At 42.0% G+C, this 16,696-nt stretch carries 15 protein-coding genes, 1 tRNA gene and 1 rRNA gene; 15 read left to right on the top strand and 2 right to left on the bottom strand.

Annotation, left to right across the window (positions count from 1 at the left end; genetic code table 11):
- Positions 1-2: 2 nt before the first annotated feature.
- Positions 3-119, top strand: a 5S ribosomal RNA gene (gene rrf / locus IFO66_RS19700).
- Between the two features lie 215 nt (positions 120-334).
- On the opposite strand, the gene IFO66_RS19695 is transcribed toward rrf, so the two are convergent.
- Complete coding sequence (locus IFO66_RS19695) at positions 335-748, bottom strand: hypothetical protein (RefSeq protein WP_192026794.1); 414 nt, start codon at positions 746-748, stop codon at positions 335-337.
- A 274-nt stretch (positions 749-1,022) separates the two neighbouring features.
- Here IFO66_RS19695 and guaB point away from each other — a divergent pair, with 274 nt between their 5' ends.
- The 13 genes from guaB (at position 1,023) to IFO66_RS19630 (ending at position 13,426) form a co-directional block, all read left to right on the top strand.
- Positions 1,023-2,486 carry an IMP dehydrogenase gene (guaB, locus tag IFO66_RS19690; protein ID WP_192026793.1) on the top strand — a complete coding sequence of 488 codons (1,464 nt, stop codon included), beginning with the start codon at positions 1,023-1,025 and terminating at the stop codon, positions 2,484-2,486.
- Between the two features lie 163 nt (positions 2,487-2,649).
- Positions 2,650-4,074, top strand: a complete 1,425-nt coding sequence (locus IFO66_RS19685) for a serine hydrolase (protein WP_192026802.1) — start codon at positions 2,650-2,652, stop codon at positions 4,072-4,074.
- Positions 4,075-4,231: 157 nt separating this feature from the next.
- Positions 4,232-5,122, top strand: coding sequence for a pyridoxal 5'-phosphate synthase lyase subunit PdxS (gene pdxS / locus IFO66_RS19680; protein ID WP_192026792.1), 891 nt, complete (start codon positions 4,232-4,234; stop codon positions 5,120-5,122).
- A gap of 51 nt (positions 5,123-5,173) precedes the next feature.
- The gene (pdxT, locus tag IFO66_RS19675; RefSeq protein WP_192026801.1) at positions 5,174-5,773 is read left to right on the top strand and encodes a pyridoxal 5'-phosphate synthase glutaminase subunit PdxT; all 600 of its coding nucleotides are present in this window, start codon (positions 5,174-5,176) and stop codon (positions 5,771-5,773) included.
- A 457-nt stretch (positions 5,774-6,230) separates the two neighbouring features.
- The gene (gene serS, locus IFO66_RS19670; protein ID WP_192026791.1) at positions 6,231-7,508 is read left to right on the top strand and encodes a serine--tRNA ligase; all 1,278 of its coding nucleotides are present in this window, start codon (positions 6,231-6,233) and stop codon (positions 7,506-7,508) included.
- A 91-nt stretch (positions 7,509-7,599) separates the two neighbouring features.
- Positions 7,600-7,688: transfer RNA gene (locus IFO66_RS19665), tRNA-Ser, on the top strand.
- 230 nt (positions 7,689-7,918) lie between these two features.
- On the top strand, positions 7,919-9,469 hold the full coding sequence (gene ptsG, locus IFO66_RS19660) for a glucose-specific PTS transporter subunit IIBC (RefSeq protein ID WP_192026790.1): 1,551 nt from the start codon (positions 7,919-7,921) through the stop codon (positions 9,467-9,469).
- A 169-nt stretch (positions 9,470-9,638) separates the two neighbouring features.
- Positions 9,639-10,019 carry a hypothetical protein gene (locus tag IFO66_RS19655; protein WP_192026789.1) on the top strand — a complete coding sequence of 127 codons (381 nt, stop codon included), beginning with the start codon at positions 9,639-9,641 and terminating at the stop codon, positions 10,017-10,019.
- A 20-nt stretch (positions 10,020-10,039) separates the two neighbouring features.
- Positions 10,040-10,207 (top strand): hypothetical protein, encoded by a 168-nt coding sequence (locus IFO66_RS19650; RefSeq protein ID WP_192026788.1) that lies wholly within the window; start codon positions 10,040-10,042, stop codon positions 10,205-10,207.
- 19 nt (positions 10,208-10,226) lie between these two features.
- On the top strand, positions 10,227-10,385 hold the full coding sequence (locus IFO66_RS19645) for a small acid-soluble spore protein P (protein WP_144995339.1): 159 nt from the start codon (positions 10,227-10,229) through the stop codon (positions 10,383-10,385).
- A 209-nt stretch (positions 10,386-10,594) separates the two neighbouring features.
- Positions 10,595-11,458, top strand: a complete 864-nt coding sequence (locus IFO66_RS19640; RefSeq protein WP_420488687.1) for a YitT family protein — start codon at positions 10,595-10,597, stop codon at positions 11,456-11,458.
- A gap of 337 nt (positions 11,459-11,795) precedes the next feature.
- Positions 11,796-12,857: a DUF6612 family protein gene (locus tag IFO66_RS19635; RefSeq protein WP_192026787.1), complete on the top strand. Its 1,062-nt coding sequence runs from the start codon at positions 11,796-11,798 to the stop codon at positions 12,855-12,857.
- Positions 12,858-13,246: 389 nt separating this feature from the next.
- The gene (locus IFO66_RS19630; RefSeq protein WP_036605142.1) at positions 13,247-13,426 is read left to right on the top strand and encodes an aspartyl-phosphate phosphatase Spo0E family protein; all 180 of its coding nucleotides are present in this window, start codon (positions 13,247-13,249) and stop codon (positions 13,424-13,426) included.
- Positions 13,427-13,437: 11 nt separating this feature from the next.
- Here the strand turns inward: IFO66_RS19630 and tadA are convergent, their stop codons facing one another.
- A complete protein-coding gene (gene tadA, locus IFO66_RS19625) occupies positions 13,438-13,947 on the bottom strand; it encodes a tRNA adenosine(34) deaminase TadA (protein ID WP_225445915.1) in 510 nt (169 codons plus the stop codon).
- 383 nt (positions 13,948-14,330) lie between these two features.
- Between tadA and IFO66_RS19620 the strand changes: the two genes are divergently transcribed.
- Positions 14,331-16,658, top strand: coding sequence for a PAS domain S-box protein (locus IFO66_RS19620; RefSeq protein ID WP_192026786.1), 2,328 nt, complete (start codon positions 14,331-14,333; stop codon positions 16,656-16,658).
- The last annotated feature ends 38 nt before the right edge of the window (positions 16,659-16,696 follow it).

Genomic DNA, 16,696 nt, shown 5'->3' with positions numbered 1-16,696 from the left:
TGTTTGGTGACGATGGCGGAGGGGTTCCACGCGTACCCATCCCGAACACGAACGTTAAGTCCTCCAGCGCCGATGGTACTTGGACCGCAGGGTCCTGGGAGAGTAGGACGTTGCCAAGCAAACACAGCCCACTGATGATTCCATCGGTGGGTTTTGTTTTTATTTAGTTATTTATTTTATATCGTTGAATTTAGTTTCTATATCTTAATCAGATTAAGGATGTTTGAAGTGTAATAATCATTTTATAGGGTGAAGGCCCTTATATTAGTGAGAGTTATGCTAAATAGGTAGAAAATTAACAAGCCATTGATCTATATGATCAATGGCTTTATTACTATTGGCCAGTAATATTTTTTACTACACCATCTACAGATTGGGTAAATTGTTGGTATGCTTCGCTTTCAACAGCTTGTTTGAAGGTATCCAAATTCGCACTATTAATAGCATCTTGTATAGAAGTATTAAAGTTGATTCCAAGCTGTTCCCAACTAATTGCTGAAGTTAGGTTTTGATATTCCTGTCGTAATGGTTCGATCATTTCATTAAAGGTTTGTTCAGTAGCCGTTGTATATATACGATCTATTTCTGCAGTGATGTTGGCCACACTTTGAATGGATTGTGCACCATCTTGAATGACTTTGGTACCTTCTTCAATGGCTTGTTTACCTTCTTGTATTGTTTGATCTACTAGGCCGCAGCCACTAAGTAGAAGTACACCCAGCGCCACACATAAGAACCTCTTTTTCATGAATAAAATCCTCCTTATATATCGCTATATGCAGTAATACGTAAACCTCACTCTGATGGACTCACTTTTAAGTAACTAATACTGATCATAACACAATTTGGGAGAACCATTTTGTTTATTGTTACTGGGGGGGCTTTGTTTCTTGACACGCTATAGAGCCTCTGCTAATATGGGCATAATATCTAAGAGCCTATAGACAAAATAAAACCTTTGTTTTCGCTGAAAAGACAACATTTAAGAGAAAAAAGATTAGGAAAAGGGAGGGACTTCTTCTGTGTGGGAGTCTAAATTTGTAAAAGAAGGTTTAACGTTTGACGATGTATTGCTAGTTCCACGTAAATCAAGTGTGCTACCTAAAGAGACAAGCGTTGCTACTCGTTTGAGTAACAATGTTAAACTTAATATTCCCTTAATTAGTGCGGGTATGGATACAGTAACGGAAGCTCCGCTTGCTATCGCTATCGCACGTGAGGGTGGTATGGGTATTATTCATAAGAATATGCCAGTTGAACAGCAGGCTGAAGAAGTGGATCGTGTAAAGCGCTCAGAGAGCGGTGTTATTACAAATCCATTCTCCTTATCTCCTGAACATTCTGTTGCGGATGCGGACAAGCTAATGGGCAAATTCCGTATTTCGGGTGTTCCAATTGTTGATGAGAATCACAAGCTTGTCGGTATCATCACGAACCGTGACATGCGTTTTGTTGCTGACTACAGCATTGCTATTAAAGATGTAATGACAAAAGAAAACTTGGTAACAGCGGCAGTAGGCACAACGTTGGACCAGGCTCAAGTTATGCTGCAAGAGCATAAAATTGAAAAGCTTCCTTTGGTGGATGAAGATAATACGCTTAAAGGTCTTATCACAATTAAAGATATTGAGAAGGCAATTCAATATCCTAACGCAGCTAAAGATGCACAAGGACGCTTGCTTGTAGGAGCAGCAGTTGGTATCTCTGGCGATACATTTGATCGTGCTGAAGCATTAGTACAAGCTGGCGTTGACGCTATCGTTGTCGATTCTGCTCACGGTCATCACATAAATATTTTAGACGCAGTTCGCAATCTTCGTGCACGCTATCCAGAGCTGACGATTATTGCTGGTAACGTGGCTACGGGTGAAGGTACTCGTGACCTAATTGAAGCTGGTGCATCTGTTGTTAAAGTGGGTATCGGACCAGGTTCCATTTGTACGACTCGTGTTATTGCTGGTATCGGTGTTCCTCAAATTACAGCAATTTATGATTGTGCGACAGTTGCTCGTGAATATGGAATTCCAGTTATCGCTGATGGCGGTATTAAATACTCTGGTGATATTACCAAAGCACTTGCTGCTGGCGGTAGCGCAGTTATGTTGGGCAGCTTGCTTGCTGGTACAGAAGAGAGCCCAGGTGAGTCTGAGATTTACCAAGGACGTAGCTACAAAGTTTATCGTGGTATGGGTTCCCTTGGTGCAATGAAAAAAGGTTCCAAGGATCGTTACTTCCAAGACAGTAGCAATGAGAAGAAACTCGTTCCAGAAGGAATCGAGGGCCGCGTTGCTTACAAAGGTCCATTGGCAGATACGATTCACCAATTAATTGGTGGCTTGAAAGCTGGTATGGGCTACTGCGGTACGGAAAGCTTGAAGCAGTTGCAGAACGATACACACTTTGTTCGTATTACAGGTGCAGGATTGCGTGAGAGCCATCCGCATGATGTTCAAATTACGAAGGAAGCTCCTAACTATTCCTATTAATAAGCATGTAATATGGCATTTCATAAGTAGCTAAATTGTTTATGTTTATATGTTTATGAGGTGTTTCATACGAATTATTGGAAGACAGGGTATCTTTACCCTGTCTTTTTTCGTGCTATCGGCTGTGATAGAATAGGGAATAGGTTCAATCTGGGAAGGAGTTATTAAAGTGTCTAATATAAACCAAACAAGTACAAAACGTCCACGTTGGAAACGCGCTGTTGCATTGGCAACAGCTTTGCACATATTATCTTATACTATGCTGCCATCTGTAGGAATGGTTGCAGCTGAGCAAGTTGCTCAGAAAGAAGTTAAAGCTTCAACAAATTCAGCTACATCTAGTGCGAAATCGACAGAAGCAGCCAAAAACATGGGTGCTTCATTGAAGACTAAGCTGGATCTTAAAGTAACGTCTGCAATCATTGTGGAAGCGAGCACTGGACAAGTTTACGCAGAATACGAAGCGGATAAAGCTCTTCCGCCAGCTAGTATGACGAAAATGATGACAGAGTATATCGTCATGGAGAAAATTAAAGCTGGCGAGTTATCATGGGATACAGTGGTTACTACGACTGAGCACGCATCGCTAACAGGAGGGTCCCGTATATTCCTGGCAAAGGGAGATCAGCATACAGTTGAAGAATTGTACATTGCAATGGCGATTGGGTCCGCAAATGATGCTACAGTAGCATTAGCAGAGCACATATCACAGAGCGAAAAACAGTTCGTCAAATTAATGAATGAGACTGCAAAGCGTCTTGGTATGGAAGATACACACTTCATTAACTCCACAGGTCTAGGGAAGAAGGATATGCCTGAGAAGTATCAGCCTGCTAGTAATGAGGAAACGGTGATGTCTGCACGGGATGTAGCTAAGCTTGTTCGTGCAATTGTTATTGATCATCCAGAGTTTAGTAAATACACAACGATTCAACAACATAAGTTCCGTGAGCGCGATGCAACTCCGATTATCAATCTGAACTGGATGCTTGAAGCGAATAAAGATGTAACAAATTTCCGCCAATTTGCTTATGAAGGTCTGGACGGTATGAAAACAGGATTTACAGATCAAGCAAAGTACACGTTCGCTGGAACAGCTGAGCGCGATGGTATGCGTCTTATTACAGTAGTTATGGGTTCCCCTCGGAAAGAAACACGTTTCACAGAGACGAAAAAGCTATTGGATTATGGTTTCAAACATATTGAATTGAAGCAAGTTATTGGTCCTAAGCAAGTAGTTGCGGGTACGGAGACAGCACCAATTAAGAGCGGCGTAGAAACAGAAGTTCCAATCGTAACGGAGAAAGAGGTTGCCTTTGTCGTGGACAAGGGTGCTAAGTTCGATGCGAAGAACTTGAAGCAAGAAGTGAAGCTAACTCCTGAAGATCAGCTTGAAGCACCTATTAAGCAAGGCCAGAAGATTGGTACGGTTACGTATACGTACAAAGGAACAGCAGGAGAAGAGCAGCAAACCGTTAACTTAATCGCTTCGGAAGAAGTAGAAAAGGGAAGCTGGTGGCGTTTATTCTTCCGCGGTATTAAAAATTTCTTCGTTGATCTATTCAATTCTATTGGCAGCTTGTTCTAAATTGAATTAAAATAGATACACATTTTGCTATAAACTGCGGCTCTAATTCCGACAAAAGCGGTTGCCTATGTAAACGTCATACGTTACAATTAGTGGGTAAAATGTGTAAATCGCGTATAACGCAAAGATGCTTATAATATTGGGGGTTGCAGGAGACATGGCAAACGTTGAGACAGGAACATTTCGAGTAAAACGTGGTATGGCTGAAATGCAAAAAGGCGGCGTCATTATGGACGTCATGAATGCTGAGCAAGCAAAAATAGCTGAAGCGGCTGGTGCAGTTGCTGTAATGGCATTAGAGCGCGTACCTTCGGATATTCGTGCAGCAGGCGGCGTTGCCCGTATGGCGGACCCGACAATTATCGAGGAAGTCATGAAAGTTGTCTCCATCCCGGTTATGGCTAAAGCCCGTATCGGACACTATGTTGAAGCTAAAGTATTGGAATCGCTTGGCGTGGATTATTTGGATGAGTCGGAAGTGTTGACGCCAGCAGATGAAGTATTCCATATTGATAAGCATGAATTTACAGTGCCTTTTGTTTGCGGTGCAAAAGATCTAGGTGAAGCTTTGCGTCGTATCAGTGAAGGAGCAGCTATGCTTCGTACGAAGGGTGAGCCTGGAACAGGTAACATTGTAGAAGCTGTTCGTCATATGCGTCTTATTAACGGTCAAATTCGCAAAGTACAGAACTTATCTAAGGACGAGTTGTATGCAGAGGCGAAAAACTTGGGCGTATCTTATGAGCTATTGAAGAGTGTTAGTGAAGCAGGAAAACTCCCAGTAGTTAACTTTGCTGCAGGCGGTGTAGCTACACCAGCTGACGCAGCTTTGATGATGCACTTAGGCGCAGATGGCGTATTCGTAGGCTCTGGTATTTTCAAATCAGACAGCCCTGAGAAATTCGCACGTGCTATCGTAGAAGCTACAACGCACTACACGGATTATGAGTTGATTGCTAATGTATCGAAGAACTTAGGTGCACCAATGAAAGGTATCGAAATTTCCAAGCTGTCTCCTGCTGAGCGTATGCAGGATCGTGGCTGGTAATCGATCGCTTCATAGGCATTTCGCAGAAAGAAGGTTGTACCTATGAAACAGATAAAAATCGGAGTACTCGCCCTGCAAGGGGCAGTAGCTGAGCATATTCGTAGCATTGAGTCTGCTGGTGCAGAGGCTGTAGCAATTAAATGGCCGCATGAGTTGGATGATCTGGATGGCTTAGTTATTCCAGGTGGGGAAAGTACAACGATCGGTAAGCTGATGCGCCGCTACAACTTTGTTGAAGCGATCCGGCAATTTTCTGCACAGCAGAAGCCGATTTTCGGCACGTGTGCAGGACTTATCGTATTGGCTCAGCATATCGAAAGCAATCATGGCACAGAAGAGCCACATCTTGCGCTAATGGATATTCGAGTAAGACGTAATGCCTTCGGTCGCCAGCGTGAAAGCTTTGAAACGGATTTAGAAGTAAAAGGCATTGAAAGTCCTGTAAGAGCGGTATTTATACGCGCTCCTCTCATAGAAGCGGTTGGCGAGCACGTTGATGTGATTTGTGAAGCAAATGGAGAAATGGTTGCTGCTAGACAGGGGCATTTGCTTGTGTGCTCATTCCATCCGGAGTTGACTGAGGATTCAAGTATGCATCATTATTTCGTTCAAATGGTAGCACAATCGTTGCAGTTGAACGCTAATCGTTAACAAATGAGATTTGTTGCATAGCATATAGATCGAAACGAAACGTTTTTAGAAAGGCGCCTTGATCATGATTCCATTTTGGAATGTGATCAAGGTGCTTTTTTTGTTTTTGCTCTCTATTTGTTCAAATTGTTGTTTCATTTTCGAGTTGTTCAGTTGTTCTATTGCATCCACAGCACCTCTATTCAATTGAAATAGGAGAATGATTAAATCGTAGTAATGTAATTTATTTCTTTTAAATTGTACTTGATGAATTGACCTAGAATATTTCCTTGATCGACGGACAAGTGCTATAATGAACTAGCACAATTCACCTGCACTGCTAATTATGATGTGAATGAAAGTGATGGGTACGGTGCAACTTAGCTGGAATGTAATCCAGATTAGTTCAATATATTTACATTTTAAAATAGAGATATTTGCGCATATGTGCTTTTTATACCTGTAGGAGGGATTACCCGTGTTAGATATTAAACGATTACGTACCGAGTTCGAAAGCGTGGAGCAAGCGTTGAAGAACCGTGGGGCTTCGCCAGAGTTGATTGCGGCATTCCCTGAATTGGATGCGAAGCGCCGTGAGATGCTTCAAGAAACGGAGCAATTGAAAAATCGCCGTAACGTCGTGTCTCAGGAAGTGGCAAAGCTTAAGAAAGCTGGCCAGCCTGCTGATGATGTCATCGCTGAGATGAGAGAAGTTGGCGATCGAATTAAAGTGTTGGATGAGCAGATCCGTGAAGTAGAGCAGCAGATGGATGAGTTGTTGCTTGCTATTCCTAACGTTCCTCATGAGTCTGTCCCTGTTGGATTGTCAGAAGATGAGAATGTAGAACTTCGTCGTTGGATGGAACCGACGGCATTTACATTTGAACCAAGAGAGCATTGGGATTTGGCAGCTGAGCTAGGGATGTTGGACTTTGAAGGCGCATCTAAAGTGACGGGATCTCGTTTTGTGTTCTATAAAAATGCAGGTGCTCGCTTAGAGCGTGCATTGATCAGCTTTATGCTTGATGTTCATGCAGTGGATCATGGCTATGAGGAATTGCTTCCTCCAATGATCGTTAACCGTGATAGCCTGTATGGTACAGGTCAGCTTCCTAAGTTCGAAGAGGATCTTTTCAAAATTGAAGGAACCGAGTATTATTTGATTCCTACAGCTGAAGTGCCTGTAACGAACTATCATCGTGAGGAAATCTTGAATAACGATGTTCTGCCAAAGAACTATACGGCGTATAGCTCTTGCTTCCGTTCAGAAGCGGGTTCCGCGGGTCGCGATACACGTGGTCTCATTCGTCAGCACCAGTTCAATAAGGTGGAGCTCGTTAAAATTGTAAGACCTGAAGATTCATATGAGGAGCTAGAAGCACTAACACAGCACGCAGAGCGTATTTTGCAGCTATTGAAGCTTCCATATCGTGTAATGAGCCTGTGCTCAGGTGATATTGGCTTCAGTTCTGCTAAGACGTATGATCTTGAAGTGTGGCTTCCAAGCAGCAATAGCTATCGTGAAATTTCGTCTTGCTCTAACTTCGAAGACTTCCAAGCACGTCGCGCGAACATTCGCTTCCGTCGTGACACGAAGTCTAAACCTGAGTTTGTACACACGTTGAACGGTTCTGGATTGGCGATTGGTCGTACGGTTGCTGCTATTATGGAAAACTATCAGCAAGAGGATGGCTCCATTGTCGTTCCTGAAGTATTGCGTCCTTATATGCGCGGTGCTGAAGTGATTACAAAATAATCGTTTATTTAAAATGATTAATGTATTGCATATTTTAAATGTAGTGTGCTATAATAATGATTGTCCGATAATAAGTCGGCCAATCATATACGGAGAGGTACCGAAGCGGTCATAACGGGGCGGTCTTGAAAACCGTTAGAGTGCAAGCTCACGTGGGTTCGAATCCCACCTTCTCCGCCATAACTTTTCTAATGACACAGCCTGTTGAGCAAATGCTCGATAGGCTGTTTTTGCGTTTCCTTCGACTTCATACTGACCTACCATGCATGCTCCATCTTTAAAATACCTCAATTGAAACAAATTACTATGCGACGAATAGATTGCCTGTCTGATACAAACATTAACTACAAAATCTAAACTTTCCACGTGCTTTTGATAGGGATGATGTTAATGACAGGGGATGATTGGCTGTGTTCAAATCAATATTTGGAGTGCTGCAGAAAGTGGGTAAAGCACTCATGCTGCCGGTTGCAATTCTACCTGCGGCAGGGATTTTGCTTGGTATAGGTAATGCGCTTAGCAACCCAGATCTCGTCGCGCGTATGCCAGCGCTTGCTGGTCCATTCTGGACGACGGTGTCTAGTGTAATGGAGCAATCGGGCGGCATTGTATTCGATAATTTATCACTTTTATTCGCTGTCGGGGTAGCAATCGGGCTTGCAGGCGGAGACGGTGTAGCAGGATTAGCTGCCATTATCGGATATTTCGTCATGAATGTGACCATGAAGGTGATCATGAATGTGACACCTGAGTTGGTGAAGAGCGATTTTTCATATGCCATATTGCAGGGCGTACCTACACTACAAACAGGTGTTTTCGGCGGTATCATCATTGGTATTTTGGCCGCATCTTTGTATAAACGGTTTTACAACATAGAGCTACCCTCTTATTTAGGTTTTTTTGCAGGTAAACGATTCGTACCAATTATTACAGCGGTAAGTTCCTTGTTGGTAGGTATATTGCTGACCTTTATTTGGCCGCCGATTCAAGCCGGTTTGAATACATTTTCTCACTCTTTGTTAGATTCGAATTTGGCTGTAGCCGCATTTATTTTTGGTATATGTGAAAGGGCGCTTATTCCTTTTGGGCTACACCATATTTTCTATTCACCGTTTTGGTTTGAATTTGGTCAATATGTAAATAGTGCTGGAGAGTTGGTAAGAGGGGATCAGAAAATTTTCTTCGCCCAGTTGAAGGATGGTGTAGAACTAACGGCAGGTACATTTATGACAGGTAAATTCCCATTTATGATGTTTGGGCTACCTGCAGCGGCGCTTGCCATGTACCACGAGGCTAGACCTGAAAATAAGAAGCTTGTCGCAGGATTAATGGGTTCAGCGGCGCTGACGTCTTTTTTAACGGGTATAACGGAACCCTTAGAGTTTTCCTTTTTATTTATTGCACCTTTATTGTTCGCTGTTCATGTTCTATTTGCTGGCTTGTCGTTCCTAGTCATGCATTTGTTAAATGTAAAAATAGGGATGACCTTCTCTGGTGGTGTGATTGACTATTTGCTATTTGGAGTATTGCAGAATCGAACGCCTTATTGGCTCGTTATTCCCGTAGGTTTGGTGCTTGCGGTTATTTATTACATCGTGTTTCGTGTGGCGATACGCAAGTTTAATTTGCGGACACCGGGTCGGGAGGAAGCGAAGGCAGAATCCATATCTGGAGCAGGGAAGACAAATACAGATGAGCTGCCAGGGAACATTCTGCATGCTTTAGGTGGGAAAGATAACATTGCTTCATTAGATGCTTGTATTACGAGGCTGCGTGTACAAGTAAAGGATAAAGAAGACGTGAACAAGGAACGTTTGAAAGAACTGGGGGCTTCGGGAGTACTTGAAGTAGGTAATAATGTTCAAGCTATTTTTGGAACGCGCTCAGAAACGATTAAGCATCAAATTCATGAAATTATTAAGGCGGAGGATATGGAACTGGAGGATAAAAATAAAGGATAAGAAGCAACAGACAAAACTTATTTATTACGAATGACGAGCCGTACAAAACCATTGGTCGATAATGTATGCTGCCTAAATACATGTCCCTTTTTAGCTACAACGAAGTGTTTTGTATAAAAAGGCTTGTTCATCCACACAATGTAATTGAACTCAGTGGAGGTGTTGGTTCATGAGTAGAGAAGGAGCCATTCCTGTTCAACAGGACGTTCTGGTACAAGCTTGGCAGCAAACGCTGCCTACGACGTTAAACCCGTCAGATAAGGCTACGGTAAATGCTGACGAGGCAGATCCGAGTGGCCTACGCATTCATATTGATACAGCGGGAAGACAACAGTATTCCTTCGACTTTGCGTGTTCTTACTTGGATCCGCGTGAAGTTCGGGTACAGTTGATTGATGTAGAACGTGATGGACAAAATGTAGGTGAACATACACCAGTCATTCAGGAGCTCGCACAGAACTATGTGCGTCAGATTCATGAATGTGCTCAGACATTGCAAAGCATCACTCATACGCGTTCCACAAATGATGGTGATTATCACGTACATTAATGGGATCAGGAGGAGTAATCATGACTCAAGCGAAGAATCATGTAGATAAGAACTTATCTAATGTTGTAAACAGGTTGGAAGAAGTGGCTGTTAACAGTCATCATGCTCAACAATTGCAGCAAGATCACGACGATAGACGTCATCAAGATGAGTTGAATCATGACAGCCCCACATCTGATTCGCGTTAGAGAGGAGAGAGCTCGTACGATGGCTGGTAAATCAAAAGCCGTGCCTGTGCCAGAAGCACAGTCCCAACAGAAGCAGCATCACTCAGGTGGTGATCATGGAGCTTTACAAGAGCCGCTGTCTGGTTCTAAAAAGGTAAAGAGTAAAAACCATGTATCGCACCATAATCCAGAAGGTTAGATAAAACGAATCAGCAGCTCCACTGCCAATTATCCGAGAAATGGATAGGCAGGGAGCTGTTTTTGTTTCATATTTCTGTCTACTCGATGCGCCTACCTCAGTAATCCGCTATAATATAATGCATATAGATGAAAAGGGGTGGCCTTTTGTCCAACACTAAAGCTAAAAATAAGAAGGCAGCAGGTTCTTCGATGCCGAAGCCTAAAAGGATGCACCAGCATTCGAAAACGAGTATAGGTAAAATTGTGCAGCGTGTCTTTTTCGTTACATTAGGAGCTATTCTTATGGCTGTCAGCCTAGAGCTGTTCCTTGTGCCGAATCAAATGACGGATGGCGGGATCGCAGGTATTTCTATCATTTTGTCTTATTTGACGGGAATACCCTTGGGAGTGTACTTATTCTTGCTCAATCTTCCGTTCCTCATAATCGGTTATAAGCAGATTGGTAAGACGTTTGCTTTATCGACATTGCTTGGTATTTCGGTGATGTCCGTAAGTACGGTTCTTTTGCACAATGTAGAACCATTCGTAACGAACAGTTTCTTGGCTGTTGTATATGGAGGTATGATTCTCGGAATCGGTGTGGGTCTCGTCATTCGTTTCGGTGGATCACTGGATGGAACTGAAATTGTAGCTATTTTATTTGATAAGCGCTCGCCGTTCTCGGTTGGCGAGACAGTTATGATATTCAACTTGTTCATTATGGTTCTAGCAGGCTTTGTATTTGGCTGGCAAGAAGCCATGTACTCATTGCTTGCTTATTACATTGCCTTTAAAATGATTGATATTACCATTGAAGGTCTTAATGATTCCAAGTCAGTATGGATCATTAGCGATAATTATAAGGAAATCGGGGATGCATTACAGTTCCGTCTTGGACGTGGTGTGACCTATCTAAATGGAGAAGGCGGCTTCTCAGGGGATGACAAGAAGGTCATCTTCACGGTCATTACACGTCTGGAAGAGTCGAAGCTGAAGACCATCGTCGAAGAGCTGGATGAGCAAGCTTTCCTTGCTATTGGGAATATCCATGATGTTAAAGGCGGCAGATTTAAGAAGAAGGATATTCATTAGAATCTTATCAAATAGAGATGATCGAGATAAAGAGGTATCTTCGTTGTTCAAATGAACAGTGAGGTACCTCTTTATATTTTAGCGTATGTAAATGCCTCTAGCCCATACTTGAAAGGCAAAAGTTTATATTTGTAAAATAATATGTTTTTGTAATATTTTTGATGTTATCAACGTATGAAACTAAGGCTAGTACAGAGAAATAGGGACAATAGTCCCTAAATTTCACAAAAAAATATTCAAATAGACGGTTTTCTTTTTAGGTAAATTAGGGTAAAATCTAATGGGCATAAAGAGATGCTGATGAATTAGACATTTTACAAGGATGGGAGATCTGACTGTGAATAAAAAATGGATGAAGAGCACACTCGTGCTTCTATTTGCAATGACATTAGTAATTGCTGGCTGTGGTCAAAAGGAAAGCCCTGCGGCTGCTTCCAAGACTGCTATGCAAAAAATGACTGAAATGAAGAGCTACGGCTTTGAAACGACTGTAAAGGTTAATGACCTTCAGTTTCCACCATCATTGCTGCAAAGTGATCCAAGCACTGGAATGGTAGTTCAAATGTTGAAAAATGCTAGCCTTTCTGTGAGCGGTAAAATGCAAAATGAGCCGGTACAAGCTGAAATGGATCTAGATGTAAAATTGGAAGGCGACATGGCTTTCAGCTTCAAGCTTCCAATTATGATGAACAGCGAAAAAATGTATATGAAGGTTCCTAGTCTTCCTATTCCTGGTTTCCCAGCAGATTTGGCTGGTAAATTCATTGAAATGGATATGAAAGAACTAGCTAAAGAAGCAGGTCAAGATATTTTGCCAACAGCAAAAGATATAGAGCTTATGAACAAGTTCTACAATGATGTGTATACAAGTTTCGTTGCTAAGTTTGACGAGAAAACATTCTTCTCTGATGTAAATGTGAAGGATGCTAAGCTTCCAGAAGACATCAAAGCGAAGCAAGTTGTTAAGTTCTCCATTACGAATGAAAATGTTGATCAAGCAGCAAACACGCTTGTAAAAGATGCTTTGCCAGCATTGCTTGATGTAGTGGCGAAGGATGAGTACAAGAAGTTGCTAGGTGGCGAATTGACAGCAGCACAGGTAGAGGAAGCGAAAAAAGAGCTTAAAGCACTTACAGATGGCGACCTGAAAAAGGGTTTGGACGAAATGAAGAAAGTGCTTAAAATCAATGATGTCAGCTTCACTACAGCAATCGATAAAGACGGTTACCCTGTATACACTGCATTTGTGATTAATGTTGATCTAACAAATGAAGGTGAAACAATGAAAATCGGTGCTCAAATCGATACGAAGTTGAAAGATATTAACAAGAAGCAAGAATTCAAGCCAGCACCAACGGATACAATTACCATGCAAGAGTTGGAAGCAGGTAACTTCTAATACAGCAATTATATAATCATACTAGGTAAGAAAGGTGCTTAGGTTATTCTACAGAATGACCTAAGCACTTCTTTTTTTTGTGAATATAGAGCGCATTTAATTGGAATGGGAGCCGATGGAAGGTTGGGACGCCAGCTTATCCTTTTATAATGACATGATAAAATCGTTAATCAACATGCATTAGAAAAGTGACGAAAAAAATCATACCTAATTATCTGCCCAACCTATTTACAAATTATTGAAACAACGTAAAATACCTTTAAGGATGACTCTATTTCATTATCTAGCTATTTCTCTTCTATTCTTTGTAGGTGCTAGTGAAGATATGGGTAATAAATTGCACGGTGAAAAGTAGCAAGTTATTAAAAGTGAAGGAGTGGGTGATAAAGATGAAATGCTCACTGCTGAAGCAACTGGACGAGCTTCGTGAGAAGCTGTGTGAAGTAGCTCTTCATTGCGAAGTACTGACTGATCCACGTGTATTGCGCATTAGTGAGGAGACTGATCAGGTCATTGTCAGGTATTATCAACATCAAAGAGAGCATAAGCAGACGGTTGTGCAGACCTAGTCCATTAGGGGCTAGGTCTGTTGTTTTCTTTTATGGCGTAGTTTACGGAAGAATGAAGTAAGTAGTGAAGCACATTCTTCTTGCAGAACACCTTCGATTACTTCTGATTGATGATTGAAGCGGGATTCCTGAAGCAAATTCATAAGCGTACCAGCACATCCAGCTTTGGGATCTGTTGTTCCGTACACAATACGCGGTATACGTGACTGTACGATGGCGCCAGCACACATTGGGCAAGGTTCTAATGTGACATATAAGGTACAGTCCAATAGGCGCCAAGCTTGCAGGTGTTCGCTTCCTTCGCGAATGGCTATCATCTCTGCATGAGCAGTAGAATCATGTGTAGTTTCCCGTAGATTATAGCCTCTTCCTATTATGCTACCTTCATGAACAAGAATAGCACCAATAGGGACTTCACCTATAGCCTCTGCTTTATTCGCTTCTTCTATAGCGAGTCGCATCCAGTACTCGTGATCTTCCATTTGATCAGGAGGTAAAGGATGGGATGGTTGTTGGGTCATAAGATTGTTTCCTTCTTTCTAATTAGCAGTTACACTTTATCGTATAGGTCTATGTTATCAAAAGTTTGCAGGTGATTCGACATAAATTAGGTCTTATGCACCGAACAAATATTCGTTGTTAACACAATGTTAATAACCCTGTGTATAAGTAGGTGGTTATCCACAACTTTATACACATATTATCCCTAATCCACACATACTGTGCATAACTTGTTGATAACAACTCTAATTGTAGGTAACATACCGATCAATTGCAACTCTTATACACAAGTGAGCTTTGTAGAAATCGATAGACAAATAGGAGTGGACTAGGTATGATCATAGTTGTTCCATAATAAACCATAATAATTTTATCGTGATTGCGTTGTGTTCAGAGGTGAATTATGCGGTTATCGATTAAAGGTAAGTTATCATTATCCATATCATGTACGGTGCTGGTCGCATTGCTGCTCCATATGGTACTCAATTATTATACGACGAAGACAAAGCTCGTTGATGCATTGGAAGACCAGATGGCGGCGTTAACACAGCAAATATCTTTATCTGTTGAACAAGCGTATGAGACCGAAAGAGTCATTGATGACTTATTAGCTATGCAGTTATACACGGACTCGTTATATATTAATGCGCGACTTCCTGTTGATGTAGAACAGATTAGCAGTGAACAGCTGAAGGAAATAAGTCAGGAGCTTGAAATTGCTCATATTTCTCTATTACAAAAGACTCCAGATGGTAGCGATATTGTTATTGTACAATCATCAGACCCTAAGGAAATTGGTTTATCCACAAAAGGGTGGGGATTCTGGTACACTGCCATGCAGGAGCTGTTTGATCAGCGAGAGGTCACAGTAAGCCCAGGACAGAAATTCAAAAATTTCTGGTCAGGTCCTTTTGCTGCTTCCACATCAGATCCTCAGTATGATGATAAATGGGGATATTATTACGATGGATCGAGGGACTATATGCTGAATCCTTTCATTCGTAATAATAACCTAGAATCTACTTTGCATATTACGAGGCCGGATACGGTTATTAAGCAAACGCTGAAGATGCAGCAAAATTTGCTCGAAGTTACGGCCTTTAACCCGATCACTTTTGATAAACCTGCTGTAATAACAGAACGTAGTGACGGTATTCGTTATATTAAGGTAGAGGACCAGCCGATCAAGTTTGGCTCTCATCTCTTTAAACATCAGGAGGACAAGCATCATATTCAAACAGCATCAGCCGGCGAGCCTGTATTTATACAGACCAATATTCAAAATATGAATGTAATGAAAAGTTACATCTCGATTGAAATGGAGGGGCAACCGCCGTACGTGCTCGGAATCGTGATGGATGCGGAGCCGCTTCTTGCGACACTGCACGAACAACTGATGCACAATATCGCGATTGGGCTCGTGCTAATTGAAATTGTATTAGTTGGTTCGTATATTCTTGCGGGGACATTCATTCGTCCACTGCAGTTTATTTTGCAAAAGGTTAATATGATGGCAGTGGGTCAGTTCCATAGTCCTCTAGAGATAGAGCGGAATGATGAACTAGGCACATTGGCATCTAGAGTTAACCTAATGGCAGATAATTTGGAGCAGTCTACGACAAGGCTTCGTTCCTTGTATGAAGAGAATCGAGCGATGAAGGAGCAATTAGAGTCATTTATAAACCAGTCAACAGATGCAATTCATGTTATGGACTTGACTGGAAAGCTAGAGCGAATGAATCAAGCTTTTGTTGATATGTTTGGGTGGTCTGAGGAAGAACTGTTAGGTAAACCGCTGCCTAATATACCACCACTGCTAAGTGATTCACATAGCGAAGTAGAGCGGCAATTGCTAGCTGGACGAGCGACAGGTGCACTTGAAACTCAGCGACTTACGAAAGATGGGCGATTGTTAGAAGTAAGCGTTAGTACATCACCTATTTATGATGAATACGGTAATTGTATAGCGTGGGCTAGCATAACGAGGGATATTACGAATCGCAAGCGGATGGAGGAGCTGCTGCGGCGCTCTGAGAAGTTGACCACGGTAGGGCAGCTTGCTGCTGGGGTCGCTCATGAGATTCGTAATCCGCTTACTACGCTAAAAGGTTTTCTACAGCTTCAGCAGCAAACACATAAAATGAATGAATATCATACGGATATGATGCTGTCGGAGTTGGATCGGATTAATTTAATTGTCAGTGAATTTTTAATCTTATCCAAACCACAAGCTGTGCGCTTTATGGAGCAGGATCTTCGTGTCATTTTAAGTGAGGTACAATCTTTACTGGATAGTCAGGCTCATTTGCATAATATTGAATTCACAACGTATTTTGATGACGTACCGTTAGTGCTGTGCGAAGAGAACCAATTGAAGCAAGTATTTATCAATGTAATCAAAAATGGTATAGAGGCGATGCCTACAGGTGGCGATATGGTCTTACGGCTTGATAAGCTTAACGAGGATTATGTTCGAATTAGCATTCAAGACTTTGGGGTAGGTATTCCACCTGAGCATCTGGGGCGTCTAGGCGATCCCTTCTTTACAAATAAGGAGAAGGGAACTGGGCTAGGTCTAATGGTCTCACAACGAATTATTTATAATCACCGTGGGACGATGGAGATTACTAGCGAAGAGCATGTAGGTACAATTGTAAAAATTGTACTTCCAACAGCACATATGACGTCTCAGTATTTATCTGAAGAGCAGGTACAGCTCCAAATTCGTTAGGAGAGGGACTAAGTATCTGGGGAATGGTAGGAAGTGAG

Source organism: Paenibacillus arenosi, from assembly GCF_014841135.1.
GTDB lineage: Bacteria > Bacillota > Bacilli > Paenibacillales > Paenibacillaceae > Paenibacillus_B > Paenibacillus_B arenosi.
This window is presented reverse-complemented; position numbering and strand designations above follow the sequence as displayed.